Raw genomic sequence first — 22,943 nt, 5'->3', positions numbered from 1 at the left:
AAAGCTGGATGCATCATAGCCTTCCATGTCAGAGTAAAAAGGGCCAAAAAACGTAAAAACAGGTAGGACATAGCGGTGGGATACAGAGAGATTTACGCGCGCTATCGGCAGCAGATCCAGGCGGGCGTGCTGAAGCCGGGCGACCGCGTGCCAGCGATCCGCGTGCTGGCCAGCGAGCTGCGCGTGGCGCGCAAAACCGTCGAGGCTGCTTACGAGATTCTGATTGGCGAAGGCTACTTCGTTAGCCAGGGCGCGAAGGGCACGCGCGTCAATCCCGCGCTTACGGTTGTCACCAAACAGGAGCCAGCGTGGCAGCCAGAGGAGAGCGACCTGCCGCTGCGCATTGAGCAGCGGGAGAGCAAAGGGGAGATGCGGCTCGGCATGCCGTCGCTGGACGCCTTTCCGCTGAAGAAGTGGCTGCTGATTTCCGGCAAAGCGGCGCGCAGCCTGCGGCCGGATGAGATGCTGATGCCGCCGGTGATGGGCTATACGCCGCTGCGCGAGGCGATCGCCAGCTACCTCAACATCTCGCGCGGGCTCGACTGCCAGCCTGAGCAGATCTTTATCACCAGCGGCTATCGCGCCAACCTGCGGCTGATTCTGGCGGTGCTAGCGCAGGCGGGCGACAAGGTGCTGTTCGAGGATCCCGGCTACTTCTTCGGGCAGAAGCTGCTGAAGCGGATCGCGCCTAACCTGCACTATGTGCCGGTCGATCGCGACGGGATCGACGTCGATCATCTGCTGCGCTATCACGCCGACGCGCGCTTTGCGGTGGTGACGCCAACCCATCAGAGCCCGCTGGCGGTAACGCTGTCGCTGCCGCGCAAGCATCAGCTGCTGGCGTGGGCGCAGGAGAACGAGAGCTGGATTATCGAGGATGACTATGACGGGGAGTTTCACTACACGCGCAAGGTGATCCCGGCCTTAAAAAGCCTCGATACGCACGACCGGGTGATCTACACCGGCACCTTCAGTAAAACCATTATGCCCGCGATGCGCATCGGCTATCTGGTGATGCCCAAAGCGACGCTGGCGCGCTTTCGCGAGCTGGGCGAGATTCTGGAGAACGGCCTGCCGCTGCTGCCGCAGAAAATCCTCGCGCAGTTCCTCAGCGAAGGGCACTTCTATCGCCATATTAAAAAGATGCGCATTCTCTATCAGCAGCGCCGCCGCATGATGCTCGACGCGCTGCAGGCGTGCTTCCCGGATCTGTTTGAGTATCAGCTGACCGACGGCGGCATGCATATCGTCGCCTTTCTGCGACGCGGCATTCAGGATGCGGCGCTGGCGGAGGTGTGGCAGCGCCATCAGCTGCGCGTGCTGCCGCTCTCCGGCTGGTATATGCAGACGCAGAAGCGCTACGGGCTGGTGATTGGCTATACCAATATCCGGTCGTATGAGCAGGCGCTGGCGCTGCTGCAGGGCGTAGAGGAGGAGACGAGAAGGGCTGTGGCGCGTTAGGGCCGTGAAGGGATAAAGAGAGGCGCGAGGGACAGCTCGCGCCCGTACAGCGGCGGATTACATGCCGATGTATTTTTTGCCCTGCTTCAGCACCACGTCGCAGGCTTTGGTTTTCAGCTTCTCGCCCATCGGCGAGTTGCTCAGGCTCTGCAGATTCAGCTGCTGGCCGTTGCCGGTGTTAAGCAGGCCGGCGATGCCCTGCTGGTAGTCGGTGCTCTGCGTCTGCGCTGTCTGCGTGCTCAGGCCGAGCTTGTCGAGCACCTGCTCTTTCACCGACTTCACGTTGTTATCCACCACGTTGTGCTGCACGCAGTACTGCATCACGCCTGCGGCGTTGGTCATGCTGTTGGCGCTGACCGCCTTGTCACCGCCGTTCAGCAGGCCGGTCAGCGAGCCGAGCGACAGGCCGCCGTTCTGCGCAGTGCTGTTGGTCGCGCTGGTGTTGCTGTTGTTCTGCTGGCTGAGCTGCGACGCCGCGCTGCTCAGCTGATCCTGCCAGCTTGCCGCTGATGCGCTACCTGCCAGCAGCAGCGCGCTGAACCCCATCCCCAAAATTGTTCGTTGTGTGGCTTTATTCATCTCAACCTCGTTTTCTGTGTATCCCGCGCGCGATGCGTTGCTGCGCCAGTTTTGCTAAGAGGAAAACGGGGTGAGAAAGTTCCGAGTGTGGGAGATGAGAAGGGTGGAATCGGAGGATTCTGTAGGGGAAGGGGTAGGCATGATGGTGCGGGATGGGTGAGAGAAGGTATGGCGCTTTTTTGGACGTTTAGCGCGCAGGGAAGGTGATTCCGGTTGCGCGGCTGGTGGGTAACGGTATAATCCTCAACGTTTTCCGCATCCCTTCCGTGCCGGAGTGGCGAAATCGGTAGACGCAGTTGATTCAAAATCAACCGTAGAAATACGTGCCGGTTCGAGTCCGGCCTTCGGCACCACAAGTATGTAAATGGACCTCAACTGAGGTCTTTTTTTATTTCTAAAATCCAGCATTTACCTACCTTTCTCGCTATATTAACTCTCTCAAGGTCAACCGACTTCAACGTACATCTACCAACACATGTTGGTACAGATGATGGTATTTCCGATTCGATAATGCTTGTACCAACAGGGAGGGGATAAGCATGGCTCTAACAGATATCAAAGTCAGAACAGCCAAGTCAATGGATAAGCAATATAAGCTGACCGATGGCAACGGTATGCATCTTTTCGTCCATCCTAATGGTTCTAAGTACTGGCGTTTGCAGTACCGTTTTGACGGCAAGCAAAAGATGCTGGCACTTGGGGTATATCCTGAAATTACATTGGCGGATGCTAGATCACGCCGCGACGAAGCGCGTAAGCTGTTGGCGAATGGCGTCGATCCAAGAGACAAAAAGAAAAGTGATAAGGTTGAGCAGAGAAAAGCCCATACTTTTAAAGAGGTGGCGATTGAGTGGCATAGCACCAATAAAAAGTGGTCTGAAGATCATGCCCATCGTGTGCTAAAAAGCCTGGAAGATAATCTCTTCGCAGAGCTCGGGGAGCGTAATATTACGGAATTAAAGACTCGCGATTTATTAGCACCTATTAAAGCCGTGGAGATGTCTGGACGTCTTGAGGTTGCTGCCCGTCTTCAACAGCGAACCACAGCAATCATGCGTTATGCTCTGCAGAGTGGATTGATTGATTATAACCCCCTCAGGAGATGGCTGGGGCAGTTGCTTCTGGAAACAGGCAACATCGTCCGGCACTGGAGTTAAAGCGCATCCCTGAGTTACTTGAGAAAATAGATGGCTATACCGGCAGGCCGTTAACCCGCTGGGCAACAGAACTTACTTTGCTTATCTTTATTCGCTTCAGTGAGCTGCGTTTTGCTCGCTGGTCAGAGATAGATTTTAAAACGTCAATGTGGACAATCCCGCCGGAACGAGAGCCTATTCCTGGAGTGAAACATTCTCATCGCGGTTCAAAAATGCGCACACCGCATCTGGTTCCGCTTTCTAAGCAGGCATTGGCGATCCTGAAACAGATAAAACAGTTTTGTGGGGAGCACGAGCTGATTTTCATTGGCGATCACGACCCGCGTAAACCCATGAGTGAAAACACGGTTAACAGTGCCCTACGGGTTATGGGTTACGACACTAAAGCTGAGGTTTGCGGTCACGGCTTTCGTACAATGGCCTGTAGTTCGTTAATTGAGTCAGGGCTATGGTCGAAGGATGCGGTTGAAAGGCAGATGAGCCATATGGAACGCAATTCGGTGCGGGCGGCGTATATCCATAAAGCGGAACATCTGGATGAGCGCAAGTTGATGTTGCAGTGGTGGGCTGATTTTCTGGATGCGAACCGGGAGAAAGGGATCACGCCGTTTGACTATGCGAAGATCAACCGGGGAGCAGGTCACAGGAGGAACATATCAAAAACAGGCAGATACACAATTTAAACTACAGTCTCTTTCATCGATTTTTGTCCATTATGATGACACTCTATATTCGTATTGAAATCACAGTAATACAGTGCTTTTTTTAGTAATATTTAACCTATTGATTATTTCAAGGAATAATGACCGTTGAAATTTGCACAAGCTCTCAGCATTCTCTCAAAGTCTTCACCGTATGCGGTCAGTACCGAGAGAGAGCACTATCAAGATCACCTCGTTGGATTCAAGAGATACATATACATCACGACAGATATAGAAGCGGATTTTAAAAAAGCACTCCTATCTGCTAAGTCCAATCAAGTCATCTTCCTATGCGGAAGTAGTGGTGATGGCAAGTCTGAGATCTTGACGCAGTATAGCCAAAAGCACAAAGTGACTCATGACTTCCATTTGGATGCGACTCACAGCTTCAATCCAAGCCAGACAGCCATTCAAGCTCTTGATCAAAGATTCACCCAGTTCAAGCAAAGTCATAAACCACTTGTTGTGGGTATTAACGTTGGTATGCTCGGCAATTATGCAGAAGAAGGTTCCAAAGAGCATAGCGACATCAAAAAGGTGCTCAGAGACTTTCTCTCTCGTAAGCGATCAGCAATTCCAAAGCAGTACGTATTCTTGGATTTTGAAGACTATCCAAAATTCACCTTCAATGCTGAGGGCTGTGCATCAGACTTTGCAGAAAAATTTCTAAAAAGATTGACAGCACAAACGCTTGAGAATCCTTTCTATGCGCTTTATGACAAAGAGCTCAAATCTCTAGGTCATACTCGCCTGACGGCAAACTATGCGCTGCTGAGTCGCCCTTCAGTTCAGGAATCTCTGATCGGCTTATTACTCAAAGCCCGTCTTATCAAAGATCAGTTTCCTCACGGCCCGAGCGTTACTGGATTTCATTTTCCAGTTGCTCGCGGCGGATGGCTACTTGTTCGACAACTTGTTTGCGGGCAGTGATAACGAGCTGTTATCCCGTATACAGGGTTTTGACCCAAGTAATCTGCACACGCGCACCGTCGATGAGTTTGTGCTTCAGCATGAGCTGGGCATTGAAGATGAGCGTTTCAATGCGTTTAGATCTAAAATTAACGAGCTTGGTTTTTACGAGGTAACCAAAGCAACGTCTTTTCTTCGCCTTTTCTATTTGCTTCGGGGTGACAAAGAGCTCAGCAATGAGTTTGTAACGCCTATCCAAAACGAGTTCACAAACAATCTGGTAGAAACCTATGCATCTGTCTGGATGCGACATCGTGATTTCGATGGTTCAGGAAAGATGCGCAAACTGCTTGGCAGTTTCTACAAAGAAACGCTGATCGCAGCGCTTCACCGCTATTGTAATCGTCATGCCCCAACACTCGACAAAGACGAGTATTTAGTTTCTGAGCTTAATGGCTACAAAACGGCGGTGTCTCTTGAAGTTAAGGCCGATTTTTCAGCAATACAAAACAGTACACTCGAAAAAATAGGCACCTTCAATGTGTATCTGAAAGTCGATGAACAATCGCTTAAGCCAATGCCAATTAGCGTCAAACTACTTGAGCTTTTGGTCAAGATTGGGCAGGGGTATCGCCCTAACAAGCACGACAAAAATGCTGTTTTGTTACTTGATGAAGCATTGGAACAGATGCTGACAGTAGCTAAGCAAAAAGAGACCTTTTTTATTCTCAAGGGTGATAAGCGCTACAAAATCGTGAAAGAAGAAAGTGACTATTTTGAAGTGAGTGGTATGCACTAATGACGACCGATAATTTCACATTACCGATAAAGGCCGGTTTGCCACAAACGGTAGCTGATAAGTTCCAAAATAAGAATACGTTGAGCAGTTACATTCCCATTCGTACGCAAGGTAATGATTTTGACTGGTCATCAGTCGTGGGCTTAGTCCTGCGTGGATTACTTTGTAAAAAAATAGAAAAGTACAATTACCAAGATTTTATTGCGGATTGCAAAAACAACTTACAAAAAAAATTGGGTGAAGAGGAATTTTGGAGTGTAATTGAAGATATGTATTTCACTAATGAAAATATATTCTCGGTAACCCCTGAGTTTCTGTTGTTTAAGAGCCAGAAGAGTCAAGATAACAAGTACACGCGCGACATGCGAATGGCATCCTTGTTTATTAACTTACTTCAAGGACAGCAAATTGAACGATTTGAATCTAACTTGAACTTCCTCGAAGAGGAGTTTCTTAAAACGCTTTTAGACAAAACAAAGTCAGATCGTGACAAGGACTTCCAAGTGACCGAGTCACCATATTTGCCCTATATAGCAGAGGCGTTTAAACGTGACCTCGAGTTTTTAACTGGTTATCCGAAATACCTGTTGGATGAGTTCGAGCGTTTCTTGGCATTCTATGGCTTTGCTTATACGGCTCAATTAAGCCTATCGTTGTCGGATTGGAAAACAGGCGAAGCCCCAACCGCGAAACCGCTGTATTTCATCATGGATCATGAGCGCGCCAGCAGTGAACGTATCCATATCAAAAAGCACGGTTACAAGCTTTTTAGCGAATCGTCTTTCAAGCTGTTTCCCTTCCTCTCTATGCTGGAAAATCTTCAACCAAATCCAGAAAAATTAAAAAAACCTTTGTGGCAATTGGCAAAGGATATTAAGAGTTCAGAGCGGAGTGATCTGGCTGGGTATATTGAAAATTACGCAAAAATGTTTCGCCACAACAGAAAACTTGAAACAGCAATACCTGAAAAAGCAGAAACCGCAATTGATTGGTTGGAATATGCTTTGAAGCTTGCTGAAGAACAGTTCAGAGACTCTAAAACCGACCGTCCGGGGACTATCAAAAAATATATTAAAGCGGTTGAAGAAAACATGGCTACTGGCTTCGTGCAAGCTCGTGGTCGCTCTGGTCGGGTGTTAGTACTCACTCAAGACCACATTATTTTGCTTACTAACCTGGTGGTGGGTAAGGAAGAAAAGCTTCGCTTCCATGAGCTGATAATTGGCTTACAGCAAAGGGGGATTTTTGTTGATAAGCAGACAGAACAAGAGCTTATTAAGTTCTATGAGCGAATTGGCAACGTTGAACGCATGAGTGATAGTGGAGATGCAGTGTATGTGCGCAAAACAATTTGAATCGTTTCTGGTTGAGCAGTTTTTACTGCACGCGAAAGGAAACATCCGCGCAGGCTATCGCTACCAGTTTAACTCTCCTGACCATGCTAATAGTCAGCGACTTTTCGATGCGCTCTTAGCGCGAAAAGGAGGAGAGAGCGAAGCTCGCAATGGTGTAGCGCTGAGCTATTTAGACCTAGAAGACTGCAAAGTGGTGCCAGTGCTTCATAGCGAAGATGCGTGTGAAACGGGCTTTACCGAAAACTACATCTCTAATTTGCGTGACGAAATAGCAAGCCAGGAAGGTCCGTTGAAGGGCTGTGCACTGGTGGTGATTCACAATAGTCGCCTAGATACTCTCATCAACTCGGCGGAAGATCTTGGCCAGTCAGGCCAGGTGTGGAGTCCAGCGAAAATCAAATTCGCTCTTAGTGGCTTTATTGAGCAATCTGACAAATCTCGAGACGTTTCGCTTTGCCTTTTGGACGACCAATTTGACGCGATTTTGGAAGATGGTGCGACCATGTTCGGTTTCGAGTCTTTATACAAGGCAGTTGAGGATGGCGAGCTGTGTTTCAGCGAGCTAGGCATGTTTGAGGATCCTTTTGTTGCTGAGTTATCGGGCAATAAAAAACAGATCAAACAGCGCCTGGAAGAAAACCGTACTCTTTACCAAGAGTTGTCGTTTGAAGTAGAGCATTTTGGTCAGCAACTCGAAGAAAGGCTGAAAGGCTTTAGTAGTAGGTTTATCAAAGAACATTTTTCTGACGATGGTTGGAAAGATGTGGAGTTTGAAACTTATCGAGAAGAGATCAAAAGGAATAAGATTCAGAACCTTAAGCATGAAGGTGAAGACGAGACCAATAATGCGCAAGTGATTGGTCGCTACCCAAAAGAAACTAAAGCAGGATTGCGTGACCGTCACTTGATTATTGCACTGGAAGAAGGGCAAAGTGAGTTTGAACTTAAACTGAGCTTTTCTGGCATCAGCGATTTAAGAAAAGAGCAGTTTAAAGTCTCGCCAGCGAATGCACTTGGCAAACAAGAAGTCATCAGCACGCGCCTAACTAGTAAAGGGGCAAACGCTACTCTAGCAGCTAGTTATGCCAATGAGCCTTTGTTTTTCACGCTAGCATTGAAGCGTGACAATACCTCTGAACACCATAACTTCCGTTGCTTGGTTGTCAGAAAAGGCGAGTTTCACCTCGAGGCATTCAAAAACATTTTCGCCGTTGAGCCTTCAAAAAAACGCCTTACCTTGAAAACGGTAGACAACAGCTTGGTTATTAACCCGGCGCTAACTGCAAACCGAAGCCTAGATGATGTCGGTGAAGTGGTTGACCGCGCAGAATTTGGTGTTGTCGATTTTGAATCTTTGTCCAACGAGTCAGAAGAAATCAGCTTTGTGGTGAAATCAGGTGATAATTCCCTGACATTTTATATTGAGGGTGAACAGGTAGAAAGCAGCCTGTCCTTCCCATTGCTGCTTAACCAATCTCGCTTCCACAAGTTGTTTGACGATCACGTGTTTGGCGAGCTTTATCCGAGTAAAGACGTTGTCGCGATCGATCATAGTGAATTTCGCGTCATGGAGCCGCGCATTAGCCTACTTCGTTGGGAAGAGTGTTTCGTTCAGCAAAAGCAAGTCTACCTAGCGGAATCCAACAGCATGGCGTTGGAACAGTTAAGGTCTATTGATGACGGTCTTCACTCAGCATACCAAGCACTGTTTGACTATCTAGCGAGCCGACGAACAACTATTTCGTTGGTTTCGTGGGGGCCTATATTTACGGCACTTGTGAAAGCGACCGTGGATGCATTCCTTGATTATTTCAACGCGATCCCAACTGGTGGCATGCTTACCAAAGAGCAAAAGCTTGTGATGCAAATCGGTTTGGTTCGCGAGAATGGTGAAGAATATTACTCGCCATTCCACCCAATGGTGTTGGCTTACTACTTAAATCTTTGTAATGAAATGCAAAAAGATGACAGCTTTGCTGACTTGCCAACTGTCACGTTCAATCGTTTGGGGCCAAGTGGACTGCTTCCGTATGTCTATCATCCCAAGCATGGGTTTGCCTACAACCAGCAAGTAACAGAAAACGGGTTTTGGGTTAAAAGTGTCCCTCACCAGAAAAGTTGTCTGAAGTTCGTTCGCAAGCTGGTTAAAGAAAAGATCAACGAGTTCCAAAAAGCGTTTCGCCACTTGTTTACCGGCTCAGAGAAGAGTGTGTTGGTGAATGCCGTGAATCAAGATCGTGCAGAAGAGTTATTCCTCGGTTTGGTTGACTATGTAAAAGATAACCTCGATAAAGCGGCATCAATTCATGTCAACCTCTACGATGATGAGCTGGTTTTCAATGCATTTGACCAGTTTGCAGAAACGTTCAATTACGAAGAATTAAAGTCTTGGTTGGAATTGGACCGAGAGAAAGTGCGAGAAAATGCCGACACCATTATCGATATTCTGCGAACCCGGCTAACTTACAGCAAGTTTACCAATGCTCAAAGTGAACGCGAAGGGCAAGCCTACTCGCACCTGTCTTTTTTCAGAAACAACGACAACGTGAAGTTAACGACCTTGAGCGTTGACGACATGCCTAGTGGTATTGCGTGTGATGGTCTGCTGACGGGCGACGCTTCTAAAAGTGATGAAGGCTCATACTTCACTGCATTTGGTTTGCAAAACGTTCAATATAGTAACCAACCACACTTGGAAATAGCGAAGTATGTTGGCTCGTTAATAGAACCAGCATTTAAGCCCAGCACACAATACACGGGGGCCAATGCTCCTGCTCTTGCGGTCAGTGAAGACTTTAAATCACTGCTAGCGCGCTCTTATGACAGCTCGATTTGGACCACCATCATCGACCCGAAAGTGACGCTAGACTTCTTCCACGCCAATCAATGTATCGTGCTTATTCATTATTCTGATCAGTACACCAGCTCAGCCAGCTACGATGCGATAACCGTGACGGCACAGCGTGGTTTGTTCGAAAGGGTGGTTGCACAAAGTGGCGGCAAGCAGATTAACGAGTTCAATGCCTTCAATGGTGATTGGCTACTGAAGATGTTGACTTGCAACGACACCATTCGCAAAGAGCGAACTGGCATTATCGGCGCCTATAAATTTGCGACGTGTCTGGTGCACCAATCTGATATCACCTGGGTTCCGCTCTCAGTTGGTGAAATGATCCGCGTGTCGGGTAACATCGGCCTGAAAATGACCGACAGTGACTTCTCACGCAATGTGCAGAGATATAAAAAAGGCGCGATTTCAGATGATATACTGCTGGTGGGCTTTAAAGAGGGTAACCTTTATTTGCTTCCTGTCGAAGTGAAAGCAGGCTCCACGCCAGACTACAAAAAAGCAGTACAGCAAGCGAATGAGCTTCGCCGCTATCTAACAGAGCTTTTGAGCGACGAGACACTGGCGTCGAAGCTATACCGAGGCTTGTTTATCCGCCAAGTGTTGATGCAAATCGACAAATACCGTCTGTACAACGTATTCAGCAATGACTATTTCGAAGCCCTGCTGGCAGAGAAAGAAGAGTGGCTACGCGGTAACTACGCGATTGCGGAGCTTGAGAAACTATCCAGCAGGTCTAGTGGTTAGCCACCTTGAAAGCGGAAGCTGTTTCGAACCTGGCTATCACATGCAGGATGGCGTGTTGAAGGTTGACCTTCCTATGTCTTTGCTGCCTTCACTGGTGCAACACCCGCTTCAAGTATTAATGAACGAAAAGGACATCGCACAGATCTGCCATGTGCCGGCGGAGTATATGTTGGTGGGGCAGACAGCTTTGAAAAAAAGAGAGTCGCTCGTTCCATTAGACGTTGTGGTCGATAAGCCAGAGGATTTAAAACTGAACCTCCAAACAGAGGAGCCGTCAAAGTTAGCTGCAGAGCCAACCCCAGATTATGCGAGTGAATGCCGAGTTGAAATTGGTCAGAATACGCTTACCGGCGAAAAAGTTTTCTGGGAGTACGGGCACAAGGATTTAGCAAACCGTCACCTGATCATTTTTGGTAGCTCAGGGCAGGGTAAGACCTACTGTATACAAGGTTTGTTGATGAGCTTGGCCGATGCTCAAATTCGGTCGCTGGTGATTGATTATACAAACGGATTCTTGCCGAATCACCTTGAGCCGGAGTTTATTGAACGAACAAATCCTAAATCCAATATTCTTTGTAATGAGCCATTTGGTATGTCGCCATTTAGAGCTCAAAAGCAAGATTTTGGCGGGATTTTTCTCGAAGAGAAGCCTCATATGGTGGCTGGAAGGGTAGCCTCTGTTTTTAACAAGGTATATTCGACAATTGGCGAGCGCCAGATCGCAGTGCTCAATGAAGTGATTGAATCTGGTGTCCAACGATATGGTAGTGCTTATAGCTTACAGAATATGTTGGATGACCTAAACGAGGAAGAAACTGCAGGACCAGCACTTGCAAGCAAGCTGGCTCCTCTTGTTAAGTCTAACTTGTTTTCATCTGACAGTGATAAAAGTTGGAATGATGTGTTTGAGAGTGAATATCACCGCTCAACAATTATGCAACTTGCGTCGCTTAACCACGATATTTCAATGCTTTGTACTGAGTTTTTACTTTGGGATCTATACTCCTACGCATGTAGTTACGGTAGTAAGGAAAAACCGATTCCTATTGTATTGGATGAAGTGCAGAACCTCGATCATCGCCTGGAGAGCCCATTGGGCAAAATGTTAACGGAAGGACGCAAGTTTGGGGTATCCCTAATTCTGGCGACTCAAACGCTAAGTATGCTGCGTAAAGATGAGCAAGATCGTTTATTCCAGGCGTGTCACAAGCTGATTTTTGCACCAGCAAAAACAGAGACAAAGACGTACGCGAAAATTCTTGAACTGAGCATGCCAGGTACAAAGCAGGCTGAGTGGGAAAAGCAACTAGGAGACCTATCCAAAGGACAGTGTTTATCAGTTGGCTACCATTTGGATAACGGTCAGTTGAAGATGAGTGTTAAGAAAGTGAAGGTTTCCTCCATGTTATCCCGCCTGAACAATTCTAAGGGTTGAGCCTGGTAGGTCTATGGATCTTAGCTTTCTGAAAAATTTAGTTAATTTCGTGCTGGTGGCGAGGGGACTAAAGGGCCCCTCATAATCCTTTGATGTTGTTATATGCACTGGTAATCCCCCCTGCATTCAGGTTAGGAGAAAATTCTACTTATGCCTGCATCGATTTTTCGGGGGGATTACCATATTTCAGATCAAGTCGCGACTAATACAGATTACCGTTGTTAGTGTGCCATTTTCATGCTTTGTTAGCAAAGATGGGGTGAATATCGACTTATTATTTTCCATTATTTGTATACTCCATATACAAAATCTTTTACCGAGCGATAGTTTCTTAACCCCGCAATCCCATCCTCAACATGTGCTGCCCAGGCTTTAATCATATCCTTCTGCGTCATCTGTGGATAAAGCATCTTCAATACCAATTCTGTAGTCTGTAATGTCTCCCCCAGCCACGTAATTTTATCCAGTACCAGCGAGCCATCCAGCTTCCTGGTATCCCGCTCAGGCGAATAACGGAACTCGCTCTCTACCGAACGGAAAAATGCCAGTCGAGCAGCGACATTGGGCGTAATCCCTGTATATCCTTTCAATTTTTTAAGCTGCTCTTCAGTCTGACGACTAAGCACCATTCGATTCGGGAGCATCAGATTGCCTCCTTAGTTAATTCCCAGAAATATCCAGGTTTCAGCGTCGATGATTTAGTATGCGCATTAAAAACAATTTCATAAGCATGAGAGATATCATCACGCAACTGATCAACAAAATAACGCTCATCTACTTCAGTATCAGTGGAGAGCAAAACAACCTGATGGCTGGCTTCAGGGAAGTAGTGGTTAATCAATTTATCCCGATGCTGAGAGTCCAGACGTCCCAAGGGTGTATCAATGATCACCGGTAAATTACGACCAGAGGTTTTCGCCAGCGCCTCAAGAATAGCAATGGCATAAATCTGCTTTTCACCAGCAGAAAGTAACTTACGGTTAATTACTGAGCCATTCTCATCAATCAACTCCACATCAAACGTTTGAGGATTGATATGTGCGCTAAGTTGTAAATCCTCTTTACGAGCCAATTTACGGTAAGCAAGCTCAAAGTTTGTAGACAGCGTTTTAACTCGAGCCTGTGTTAATACATCACTGTAACGATCGAGTAAATTTATCGTTTCTTGGGCATTCTGAAATGCACTACTGTAACTGTGCTGATAACGAGCGGCATCATGCGCTTTTTGTATTTGACGAACACAATCCAACTGCTGCTGTTTAATGCGCTTAGCATCTTCCAGCAATGACCGATATTTCTGCAATTGGGCTTCACGCTGCCTATCCAGATCACGTAATTTCTCAAAAAGATCCATCAGCTGATCATCTTCAGGGGCACGGGCAATATTAGCAGCTGCTTGTTCTAACTGCTTTTCAATCTCAGATAACTGCGTGCGATAAAGCTCAAAACGCTGCCATGCTCTCTTACTGTCTATCTCTATGGACTGTTGAAGCATACCCGCTTCACGCTCAGAGATATCAAAGAGCAAATCGCCTTTGGGTTTTGTTGCCATGTAATCTTGTAGATTATCAGTAATCGCTTCAGCGGCTATTTTACCAGTGCCTGCTGAACGAAATGCAATATCATTTCTGAGTTGGGTTAAAAACTGGCTCAGCTCTTTTTCAAAGCTTTTCGCTTGTTTAATCTGCGTTTCATCGGCAATTTTTTGTAGCAAACGAGACAAAATATTGGGCGCAAGCGCATAAGGTAGCGAGCCATCACATTCTTGCCTCAATGCTTTTTCCAGATTTTCTTTATCTTTTAAAAGTGTGTCAACTTTCTGCTTTTCCTGCGCTTTAGTCTGGGCAAACGCGCCACCCTGAGCATTTAGCAGGCCTTCATAACGGATTATATCTTTAGAAAGAAAATCCATCCGCGTTTTGGCAAAATCGGCGCTTTCCAGTAATGCTTCTGTCTGGCAGGCTAATTCCTTACTTTGTTTTTCAAGCTCTTCAATCTGCTGTTGCTGAGTATCCGATAACTGGCTTGATTGCTGGCGCTTAACAAAAATCATTAAGTCATTACGCAGTTTGGATATCAGATCCAGACCTAATAAACGGCGCACAGCAGTACGCAGAATATTGCCGGATTCATCTTCCGCCAGTTTCTGCAATTTTCTCGCCGTCAAAAAAGAAGAGATCGGCAATGCCATGTGGAATTAATTCATTCAGAAACCCTTGGCACTGATCGTAATCCAACTCATTAAGTGGTTGCCCATCCTGTTGTAGTGAAAGACGATCTTTCTTGCCCTTTTTCCAAGTTCGGGTAACAGTGAATTCCGCTTCATGACCTCCCTTATTATAGGTAAAGGTTAGCTCGACAGAAGCTTCTTCCCGTGGCTCAGTATAGCTCGCTCCTTTATGAATCAAGGAACTAAGTTGCTCAATATAATCCTGCTGTTGCGTTGCTAGACCAAATGCCAGTCGACCATACAGTGCTAAACGAATTGCCGACAGGATCGATGTTTTTCCTGCACCGTTTAAACCGCCGAACAGAACAATCGGCCTAGGATTCGAATCGCGGGGGCGCTGTCTTGGAGCCAGATCAATGGTATGAGTACCATTGAAGACTCTAAAATTATTCAGTACCAGTTGTTTGATAAGCATGCTACTTCTCCTCCCCAATAAACACCGAGGATTCACTGGCATCAACGATCCTGCGCTGTAAAACTTGAAGTTCAGTTTCCAACTTTGTAATTTCTTCCTGATGGATGTCCCGTTCGTTGCGTTTTTGTAGTGTTATTTGTTGTTGCTGAATTTCTTCCAGAGTGCCCCAGTCCTGTTTTAAAATTGTGCCGAGTTTTTCAAAGATCCCCTGACGACGACTTAATCCTTCCATTGAGACTTCCAGCTCAATGAGTTTCATTACCATTTCAGGAACAACATTAAATCCCTGTGCTATTTGCACAAGTAAGTCTGCATCACTGGCATCAAAGCGGGACTGATCGTCAACCACCCAGTCTAAATCCCGCTGATACACTTCACGGTAAATACCAGGCAGAGTGTCATACCAGTCTGGTTCATTAGGATCTTTCAGCCACTCCTGACGGATCGCATGTAGCTCCGGCTCGGTAATCAACGTAATAGTATGACCTTGAGCATTCAAATCACGCTCAATCTTCAACAACTCTCTCAACCACTCCTGACGGTATTTTAGCCAGTAAGGACCTGGAACATGTTTACGCTCAGCGCCTGGTTCATCACTTTCTTTAGCGTACTGATAGCTCACTTTGCCTGTACGACGTTTATAATTACGATAAGTGTCTTTATTTACCGGATCGGTGGTAAAGGCTAACAGGTCGCGATATTTCAACAGCGGAGACATCCATTCTTCTCCACTTTTAATCAGACTTTCCATCGCTTTATCTTTAGTGACTACTGTACAAGTCCAGCAGCCAAAACGAGAATTCCCGCATGATGGGGTACTTTCATCGATAACAAGTGGGCATTCACCTTGTGCAGAGGAATCCATATAAAGCGTCCATAGAGGGCGGTTGTTTCCGCCCCACGGGCTTTCCCACTCGTTGATATCTTCAGGAGCATAGCGGAACGCGCCGCGCAGTAGCTTCCAGACGTCTTCTACATCCCATGTATCAATAGGGGTATAGATAAATGCGTTTGCTAGCGTGGTATGCCGGGCCAGGCGCGAGCCATCGATTTTGTGTTTTGCAATTACTTGAGCACGGGAGGCACTTTCGCTGCTACGTGAACCGAGAACCACAATGACTTCGTCAAACTGGCTGACCTTATCTTTAATAAAGTCACTAACCGGGTTGATCTTCATGCGTTCAGTACACCAACGGAAGCTACGCGTTGGAGCTGGATAACCTTTCCCAAGCAAATTTACCCAGAAGGTTTCGTTGGTTTTGGGCGTTACTGCATGTTGAGTTATTGGCAGGCCGTTACGCTTTGCACCCGCCTCGATCTGAAGCATTGTTTTCTTAATCAAATCTACAACTACTGGAGTTTCAACCAACGTATCGGACGAGACCAAAAAAACATCTTTACTGCGCATTGCCGGGGGTAAGCCGAGTAATGCCAGATACACCAGCGTGATCACTGCGGAAGAATCTTTCCCTCCACTGTAGCCAATTACCCACGGACGTTTATCTGCGCAGTAAATTCTTTGTACTTCAGCAACATATTCGGCTAAAGGACGCCCAGCGAACTGTTCCTGATTAATAAAATCTTCATATTCAGCCAGATCGAAGGCCTGAACTAATTTACTCATAAGGTAACCATTTGAGTTTCAAGCTCCTGTTCTTCAGGAGTGAGGGGAATTGAAAGTGCGGTCTTTAATGCATTGCACGTAAGTTGGATTGCCGAACTGGTTTTACTCAGCTTACCGTGCTGCATTGCGCGCTTTATCAGATCTGGATTGTTTCTGCGCCAGTTAAAGGTTTTGAGGGCAGCGATTTTCTCTGGCCAGTGCTCAGGATAGTTTGCCAGCAGGCAATGCCCTAGTTGTCCGAGCGCCTGCAAAGCAATACCGTGAGCATGCACGTAATCCTGGCGTAGCTGAACAGGTGACACCTCTTTTTTAGCGGCTAGCTGCCAGTCTGGCATGACGTTAAAAATAGCTTTCCAGTAATTTGCTGCGAGTTGAGTGCACTCTTCAAAATTTTCTTCTTTGGGATCTTTACCCAGTAGTGCACGAGTTGCCTGCTTGATGCTACTCAAAGTAAATAATTTATTGGAACGTTGGCTGATACCTGATTTTTCAAGCTCAGTCATTCCGATAAACGGTTCAACAGACATAGCCAGATAACGCGCCAGACTAGAGCTAGCATCACGGTGATCGTAGAGTGATGACAGTGAAGGACTAGGACGTATTGCGTATTTGTTCAGATCGGCAAACATTTGCTGACTGCGTTTTAATCCCTCATCAACAAAAAACAGGACTGGAATGTTATCCTGCCCAAGTTCCGGACGAGCATCCAAAGCATCTTCAATCGCCTTACGACGATGCTGACCATCGTTGATCAAGATCTGTGCATCCATCGGAACGGATAGTGTTCCCAGATTGTTAGACCCAGGAAACTCATCAAACTGAACGTCAACCGCGATGGAAGCTGTTAATGCAGAGAAAACATAATCTTTAGGGTTTTCAAGCAAGTACCTTACCATTTCTGGTATACGCGATTTGTTCAAGGTACGCTGTGCACGTAGCTCTGGAGGAACGTCATTTTCATCAAAACTGAATATCTTAGGGATGATGCGCATTGGGCAGGTAGCGATATAAAAAGGGCGCCCCGCCTGAATGCCACGTATAGCCGGGAACGAGTAGCAGTAGTCCGCATCAATACTAGCCATAATGTAATCCGTGAAAATTTCATTCAAAAGATACGTGATATTTTACGTAATACCTGTGCGGATTTACAGCCTTTTGACGTGAAAATTTGCGTACTAGGTTCCATTTTGAAGTTAATTCTTTCTAGAAAATGCAAAAAATCCTTCAAATTCAAAGGTTATATACAGTTTTGAACCCTCGCAAAAAGCACCAATACCTAAAGTAAAGCAAAAAATGCGTAACTGGCATCTTAAAATATTAAAATTTACCTATATTAATCAAATGGATGAGTGCGAGTTAATCATAAGCCTGTAATTTGGAAGCGATGTTCTCAGGTGGAAAACCTCAGTGTCAATGTAAATAAGGCAATTTTGTATCGTGTTAAATTTCTCCTAATCCCTTTCCCGCATACCCTTTCCCCAACTTCTTCTAAAAACCCCTTGCGATAACATATAACCCTTCACTATTTCCCGATGCGTTTTATTAGTGCGAGGGTAAATCCGGGCATCCTTTCTGGAAAACGCACAATGACCTGGACAAGCTTACCGGTGCTGGATCTGGCGCAACTCGCCGGCAGCGAAACCGAACAAACCGACTTTTTAACCCGCCTGCGCGAAAGCGCGCGCGACGTGGGCTTTTTCTACCTCATCAATCACGGCATCAACCCGCAGCTGCAGCAGAACGTGCAGAGCATTACGCGCGCCTTTTTCGATCTGCCGCAAGAAGAGAAGCTGCGCGTCTCGATGATCCACTCGCCGCACTTCCGCGGCTACAACCTGGCGGGGGTGGAGTACACCCGCGAGCAACGAGACCAGCGCGAGCAGTTTGATATCGGCGCGGATCGCGAGCCGCTGCTGCTGCAACCTGACGATGCGGCGTGGAAGCGCCTGCAGGGACCGAACCTCTGGCCGGAGGCGCTGCCGCAGCTGCGTCCGGTGATCAACGCCTGGCAGCAGGAGATGACCGCCGTCGCGCTGCGCCTGCTGCGCGCCTTCGCCCGTTCGCTGTCGCTTCCGGAGGACGCCTTCGACGCGCTCTACGGCCGCTATCCCAACGAGCATGTCAAGCTGATCCGCTATCCCGGACAGAGCGCCGGGGAAAGCCAGCAGGGCGTCGGCGCGCATAAAGACTCCGGCTTTCTCACCTTCCTGCTGCAGGACGAGCAGCGCGGGCTACAGGTGGAAGTGACGCCGGATAACTGGGTCGATGCCGCGCCGAAGCCGGGCGCGTTCGTGGTGAATATCGGCGAGCTGCTGGAGCTGGCGACCAACGGCTATCTGCGCGCCACCGTACACCGCGTGCTCTCACCGCCAGAAGGGCAGGAGCGCATCTCCATCGCCTTTTTCCTCGGCGCGCAGCTCGACACTCAGGTACCGATCTACCAGCTGCCCGACGCGCTGGCGGCGGAAGCGCTGGGGCCGACCAGCGATCCCGCCAATCCGCTGATCCGCGACGTGGGCTGGAACTACCTTAAAGGACGTTTACGCTCGCACCGCGATGTAGCCCAGCTCTATTACGGCGATTATCTCAAGACACTTTCATAAGGACATTGCATGAAAAAGAAGATGGTAGCGACTCTGGCGCTGGCGGCGCTCTTCTCGGGCGCCAGTTCGGCGGCGGTGCTGCGCGTGGCGGCGGATCCTGTGCCGCACAGCGAGATCCTCAACTACGTGAAGAAGATCGATCCCAGTCTTGATCTGCAGGTGATCGAACTCAACGGCAACCTCAACGCCAACGAGCTGCTGGCGCGCGGCGACGTCGACGCCAACTACTTCCAGCACGTGCCTTATCTGCGCGATCAGGAGAAGGCGCTGGGCGAGAAGTTCGACGTGGCGGCGACGGTGCATATCGAGCCGCTGGGGCTCTACTCGCGCAAAGTGAAATCCCTGAAAGATATCCCGGACGGCGCGCAGGTAGCGGTGCCGAACAACGTCACCAACCTGAGCCGCGCGCTCTATCTGCTGCAGGCGAACGGACTGATTACCCTGAAGGCGGGCAAGAACGACGCCATCAACAACCTGGCGACGCCGGCGGATATCGACAGCAACCCGCATCACCTGAAGATCGTCGAGATCGAGTCGCCGCAGCTGCCGCGCGCGCTGGATGACGTGCAGTTCGCGGTGATCAACGGCAACTACGCGCTGCAGGCGGGCCTGACGCCGTCGAAGGACGCGCTGGCGCTGGAGAAGGCGCAGGGCAATCCTTACGCCAACGTGCTGGTGACCACGCCGAAGCTGGCGAACGATCCGCGCATTAAGGAGCTGGCGAAAGATCTCGCCTCGCCGCAGGTGGCGAAGTTTATTGAGCAGCAGTATCACGGCTCGGTGATCCCGGTAAATCCGTAATCCTGATGCGGCAAAACGGGATGGGGCCGCGCGCCGCATCCCGCTGTGCCGTCCGCCGCCTTTTAATGACGCGGGATCCTGACCGGCGGCGTCTCTGTCCAGTCGGGCCGCTCGCCAGACATCACCGCCCGCTGCTGCGAGGGCGTCATCGGCTGGAAAATATCCGGCATCGCGCGCCGGGTGTTATCCGGCGCTCTGGTCGCCGACCCGTTATCGTAACTACAGGCGGATAAGCCGCAGGCAACCAGCGTCGCCACAAGAAGCTTTTTCATAAATCCTTTTCCCCGAATAAAAATCAGGAAGCCGCCGGAGAGCGAAAGGGCGGTCGCCGCTCCGATCGGCGCTTCGTTTTACATCATTTCTCGCTAATATTATCAGGAAGCGCAACGCCAAACGTAGCGCCACCCACAATCACGGCTGACTCTATGCGATTAAGGTTTTTTCGAGGATGGATGCTCGCTGCCCTGGCGCTCTTGCTGGGCGGCTGCGCGCGCTCCGACGCGCTATGGATGGTGACGCAGGATCTCTGCATGACCCACTACCAATACCGGCGCGACCCGGCGCCCTGCCAGCAGATCTATCAGCCGCAGAGCAAAGAGCAAGGCTTCAGCATCCTGCAGAATCCGCGCTATCCCTATCATTTTATCCTGGTGCCGAACCTGGCGATGTCCGGTATCGAGAGCATCGCGCTGTCGCGCGCGGGCCGCACCGACTACTTCGGCTATGCCTGGCTGATGCGCTACCGCCTGATGGCGGCTTATGGCGCCGACGTTCCTGAGGACAAACTGGGCATGGCGATTAACTCCGCCTGGGGACGCAGCCAGAATCAGCTGCATATTCATCTCACCTGTCTTCGCGAAGACGTGCGTCGCCAGCTGCAGGCGGAGCGACCTTATATTGATGAGCAGTGGCGGTCGTTGCCCGATCGCTTGCTGAACCATACTTACTATGCCCGCCGCGTGATGCAGCCAGCGGCGATGGGCATCTATCCCATCGCCTCGGTGGCGCGCCATTTTCAGCTGTCGCCGCCGCAGCTGGCGGAGTATGGCGTGGCTCTGATACCCACGACTTTCTCGGGAGAGAAAGGATTTATCCTGCTGACCACGCGGCGCGGCTGGGATAAGGGCAACCGCGCCTCGGTGGAGTCTTTACTGGATAAGCGCTGCGAGATACTTACGGCTCCGCCGGCTGTTTATGCCGCCGGCGGAGAAGGTTAATCAAGCGTCTTCAATGCTAACTAGCGCCAGAAAAATTAAAGGCAGATTGCGTTAGTAGGATCGTGAATACTGTCACAGGGATTTGTGTCTGGCAGCGATTAAAACTCTCGCTTCACCACCACGTATCCATTCCAGCGCACCGCGCAGTCGGTATCACTGACGAATGCCGAGATAATTAAAATATTCTCCTTTCCCTGATGATTATAAAAATTATATTTCACTATTATATTTTTAGCGTTGTTCCACATAAATCCTTCTGCGTATTGCTCTGCGGTGGTTTTGTCTTCACTCATTTCTCCGCCACTAAGGATTCTCTCTTTTTTACCATAAATTATTGCAAGCTCATGATTTACCGGTTCTGTATAGAGTATCTCTGCTTTGGTTTTGCTCCGGTCTACTTGAGCAATTGGGATATCAAAATCCTCTACCATAGTAAAAAGCGTCGCTATGCCCACATGGTTTTTAACTGGTATGCATTGTTCCGGTTTTACAGAGGATAAAGTGCTAAAGCTGATGAAAGTTAAAACCAGAAGGAATAGTTTTTTCATATGACGACAGCCTTACGATCTCGCAATTAGTAAAATTTATAAAGACAGGCGCTGGAAGAATCAAACTCCTGTTCAAACTCAAGCGCGCTATGGATACGCGTGCCGGTCAGTTTTCCAGTATGGGGATCTGAGGGAATACCTAAGCCATGCATAAAGCTAAGAACTTCTATACTGCCTTCCCGATCTTGTACATCCACCGAACCTTTAATATCTGCGCCGCCATCATCTTTCAGCCATAAATAAGCAGGGATAGCCATAATAAGAACTCCTTTTCATTAAAAGAGCATTGACCCTACGCTTAAAAAAGGGAGTAATTATTGATCGGTATCAAAAGTGCATAATCTGTTGGCCGTGCTGTGGCTAAAGTGTTATTCAGTCCAAAATATATTACATCGAAATTTAAAAGGTTTACGTGTAAATATAATCATTAGCTAATTAATAATTAGCTTTTTTTCGAATGGAAAAATTTAGCGATAGCCTTAACAAAGCCTTTATCACCAAAATATTGTCACTGGTGAATAAGCGGCAAGTAAAGCATCTGTCCTGAGCAGCCTGCCGTCAACTTTTGGAGCGCATTATAAAGGGATGGGACTACGCGCTGCGGACGAGCATCCCGTTTCGCTATTCGATCTCCCGTCGTAGCCGCAGCTGGTAATGCGCCTGGCGCGGCGTCGAAGCGATTAATGTATAAGTCGGCAATCTGGCGCTGAGCCAGATGCTGGTGATGCGGTGGAAGCCCAGCATCACGATGGATTTCGCCGTCAGCGAGGCGATGAAGATCGTGCCCGACCTCAGGGCGGAACGCCAGCAGTGACGCCTTTCTTTACATTTACCTGCTTTGCTGCGGAACTGACAGGCTGTACAGATTGTCTTTATCCTGATCTACTCTTAACAAAATCAATCAACGTGGAAAACTCTATGCGCAGGACTCAGAACGCACTCTTTTTAGCGGGTTTACTGTTTGGCTCGCTGAGCCTTGTTCCCGCCGCACAGGCTGAAGGCGAAGCCGCCGATACCGTTCCGCCGCCGCCGCAGGTTCAGCAGCAGGCGCCTGCCGATGCGCAGCCGCAGCAGGGCGACACCACCGACAGCAGCGGCCAGCCGCCGCTGGGACCGAACGCCGAAGAGCCGGAAGCGGGCAGCACGCCGTCTCCCGCGCCGGATGCTAACGCCGGCAGCCCGCAGGCGCAGTCGAACTACGATCTGAACCGCATCATCATCGACTACAAAGATTACAAAATCGGCGACAGCGTGCCGCAGCAGTATCTCGACAAATCCTACAACATCGTCGAGTGGCAGAAGCGTAACCTGCCCGCGCCGGAAACCGGCAGCCACTGGACCTATATCGGCGGCAACTACCTGCTGATCACCAACGACGTGGGTAAAATCCTGAAGGCGGAGTCTGGCGATATCTACTATCGCGGCTAAGCGCGCGAGCCGTGCTCGCAGGTGAGAAGGCTCGATCGCAAAGACGCAAAAACGGCATCCCTGCCAGCTCGACCCGCGACATCCTT

16 protein-coding genes, 1 tRNA gene and 3 pseudogenes are annotated in these 22,943 nt (G+C 48.8%); 12 read left to right on the top strand and 8 right to left on the bottom strand.

What is annotated here, in order from left to right:
• Positions 1 to 75 precede the first annotated feature (75 nt).
• A complete protein-coding gene (gene pdxR / locus AC6I7Z_RS16425) occupies positions 76 to 1,461 on the top strand; it encodes a MocR-like pyridoxine biosynthesis transcription factor PdxR (protein WP_497814982.1) in 1,386 nt (461 codons plus the stop codon).
• 57 nt (positions 1,462 to 1,518) lie between these two features.
• Here pdxR and AC6I7Z_RS16420 read toward each other — a convergent pair whose 3' ends face one another.
• Positions 1,519 to 2,040: a YjjA family protein gene (locus tag AC6I7Z_RS16420; protein WP_051563702.1), complete on the bottom strand. Its 522-nt coding sequence runs from the start codon at positions 2,038 to 2,040 to the stop codon at positions 1,519 to 1,521.
• A 268-nt stretch (positions 2,041 to 2,308) separates the two neighbouring features.
• Here AC6I7Z_RS16420 and AC6I7Z_RS16415 point away from each other — a divergent pair.
• From AC6I7Z_RS16415 to AC6I7Z_RS16385, 7 genes and pseudogenes are all read left to right on the top strand, one after another.
• Positions 2,309 to 2,393, top strand: a tRNA-Leu gene (locus AC6I7Z_RS16415).
• Positions 2,394 to 2,579: 186 nt separating this feature from the next.
• Positions 2,580 to 3,880: pseudogene (locus AC6I7Z_RS16410) on the top strand (tyrosine-type recombinase/integrase).
• A gap of 126 nt (positions 3,881 to 4,006) precedes the next feature.
• Positions 4,007 to 4,828, top strand: coding sequence for a DNA phosphorothioation-dependent restriction protein DptF (gene dptF / locus AC6I7Z_RS16405; RefSeq protein ID WP_497814981.1), 822 nt, complete (start codon positions 4,007 to 4,009; stop codon positions 4,826 to 4,828).
• Positions 4,800 to 5,606 carry a DNA phosphorothioation-dependent restriction protein DptF gene (dptF, locus tag AC6I7Z_RS16400; RefSeq protein ID WP_497814980.1) on the top strand — a complete coding sequence of 269 codons (807 nt, stop codon included), beginning with the start codon at positions 4,800 to 4,802 and terminating at the stop codon, positions 5,604 to 5,606. The genes dptF (AC6I7Z_RS16405) and dptF (AC6I7Z_RS16400) overlap by 29 nt, the downstream gene beginning before the upstream one ends.
• On the top strand, positions 5,606 to 6,961 hold the full coding sequence (dptG, locus tag AC6I7Z_RS16395) for a DNA phosphorothioation-dependent restriction protein DptG (protein WP_497814979.1): 1,356 nt from the start codon (positions 5,606 to 5,608) through the stop codon (positions 6,959 to 6,961). The genes dptF (AC6I7Z_RS16400) and dptG overlap by 1 nt, the downstream gene beginning before the upstream one ends.
• Positions 6,942 to 10,556, top strand: a complete 3,615-nt coding sequence (gene dptH / locus AC6I7Z_RS16390; protein WP_497814978.1) for a DNA phosphorothioation-dependent restriction protein DptH — start codon at positions 6,942 to 6,944, stop codon at positions 10,554 to 10,556. Before dptG ends, dptH begins: the two co-directional genes overlap by 20 nt.
• Before the next feature lie 40 nt (positions 10,557 to 10,596).
• A complete protein-coding gene (locus AC6I7Z_RS16385) occupies positions 10,597 to 11,991 on the top strand; it encodes an ATP-binding protein (protein ID WP_497814977.1) in 1,395 nt (464 codons plus the stop codon).
• Between the two features lie 284 nt (positions 11,992 to 12,275).
• Here the strand turns inward: AC6I7Z_RS16385 and dndE are convergent, their stop codons facing one another.
• From dndE to dndB, 4 genes and pseudogenes are all read right to left on the bottom strand, one after another.
• The gene (gene dndE / locus AC6I7Z_RS16380; protein WP_497814976.1) at positions 12,276 to 12,635 is read right to left on the bottom strand and encodes a DNA sulfur modification protein DndE; all 360 of its coding nucleotides are present in this window, start codon (positions 12,633 to 12,635) and stop codon (positions 12,276 to 12,278) included.
• A pseudogene (dndD, locus tag AC6I7Z_RS16375) lies at positions 12,635 to 14,636 on the bottom strand (DNA sulfur modification protein DndD). The gene dndE and the pseudogene dndD overlap by 1 nt, the downstream one beginning before the upstream one ends.
• Position 14,637: 1 nt before the next feature.
• A complete protein-coding gene (gene dndC / locus AC6I7Z_RS16370; RefSeq protein WP_497814975.1) occupies positions 14,638 to 16,260 on the bottom strand; it encodes a DNA phosphorothioation system sulfurtransferase DndC in 1,623 nt (540 codons plus the stop codon).
• Positions 16,257 to 17,342 (bottom strand): DNA sulfur modification protein DndB, encoded by a 1,086-nt coding sequence (dndB, locus tag AC6I7Z_RS16365; RefSeq protein ID WP_497814974.1) that lies wholly within the window; start codon positions 17,340 to 17,342, stop codon positions 16,257 to 16,259. The genes dndC and dndB overlap by 4 nt, the downstream gene beginning before the upstream one ends.
• A gap of 504 nt (positions 17,343 to 17,846) precedes the next feature.
• On the opposite strand from dndB, the gene AC6I7Z_RS16360 reads away from it, so the two are divergent.
• Both AC6I7Z_RS16360 and AC6I7Z_RS16355 read left to right on the top strand, forming a co-directional pair.
• On the top strand, positions 17,847 to 18,863 hold the full coding sequence (locus AC6I7Z_RS16360) for an isopenicillin N synthase family dioxygenase (protein WP_497814973.1): 1,017 nt from the start codon (positions 17,847 to 17,849) through the stop codon (positions 18,861 to 18,863).
• A 9-nt stretch (positions 18,864 to 18,872) separates the two neighbouring features.
• A complete protein-coding gene (locus tag AC6I7Z_RS16355; RefSeq protein ID WP_497814972.1) occupies positions 18,873 to 19,664 on the top strand; it encodes a MetQ/NlpA family ABC transporter substrate-binding protein in 792 nt (263 codons plus the stop codon).
• A gap of 62 nt (positions 19,665 to 19,726) precedes the next feature.
• Here AC6I7Z_RS16355 and AC6I7Z_RS16350 read toward each other — a convergent pair whose 3' ends face one another.
• Positions 19,727 to 19,936, bottom strand: a complete 210-nt coding sequence (locus AC6I7Z_RS16350) for a hypothetical protein (RefSeq protein ID WP_497814971.1) — start codon at positions 19,934 to 19,936, stop codon at positions 19,727 to 19,729.
• A 180-nt stretch (positions 19,937 to 20,116) separates the two neighbouring features.
• Here AC6I7Z_RS16350 and AC6I7Z_RS16345 point away from each other — a divergent pair, with 180 nt between their 5' ends.
• On the top strand, positions 20,117 to 20,881 hold the full coding sequence (locus tag AC6I7Z_RS16345) for a CDP-diacylglycerol diphosphatase (protein WP_497814970.1): 765 nt from the start codon (positions 20,117 to 20,119) through the stop codon (positions 20,879 to 20,881).
• A gap of 98 nt (positions 20,882 to 20,979) precedes the next feature.
• Here AC6I7Z_RS16345 and AC6I7Z_RS16340 read toward each other — a convergent pair whose 3' ends face one another.
• Together AC6I7Z_RS16340 and AC6I7Z_RS16335 are read right to left on the bottom strand one after the other, a co-directional pair.
• Entirely contained in the window at positions 20,980 to 21,429 is a 450-nt protein-coding gene (locus AC6I7Z_RS16340; protein WP_497814969.1) for a hypothetical protein, read from the bottom strand.
• A 35-nt stretch (positions 21,430 to 21,464) separates the two neighbouring features.
• Positions 21,465 to 21,686, bottom strand: a pseudogene (locus AC6I7Z_RS16335) (type VI secretion system tube protein Hcp); the annotation flags it as partial.
• Positions 21,687 to 22,347: 661 nt separating this feature from the next.
• Between AC6I7Z_RS16335 and AC6I7Z_RS16330 the strand changes: the two are divergent.
• Entirely contained in the window at positions 22,348 to 22,857 is a 510-nt protein-coding gene (locus tag AC6I7Z_RS16330) for an RcnB family protein (RefSeq protein ID WP_312058731.1), read from the top strand.
• Positions 22,858 to 22,943: the final 86 nt, after the last annotated feature.

This window comes from Pantoea sp. X-Soil-MYKO-1289 (genome assembly GCF_059730625.1).
This window is presented reverse-complemented; position numbering and strand designations above follow the sequence as displayed.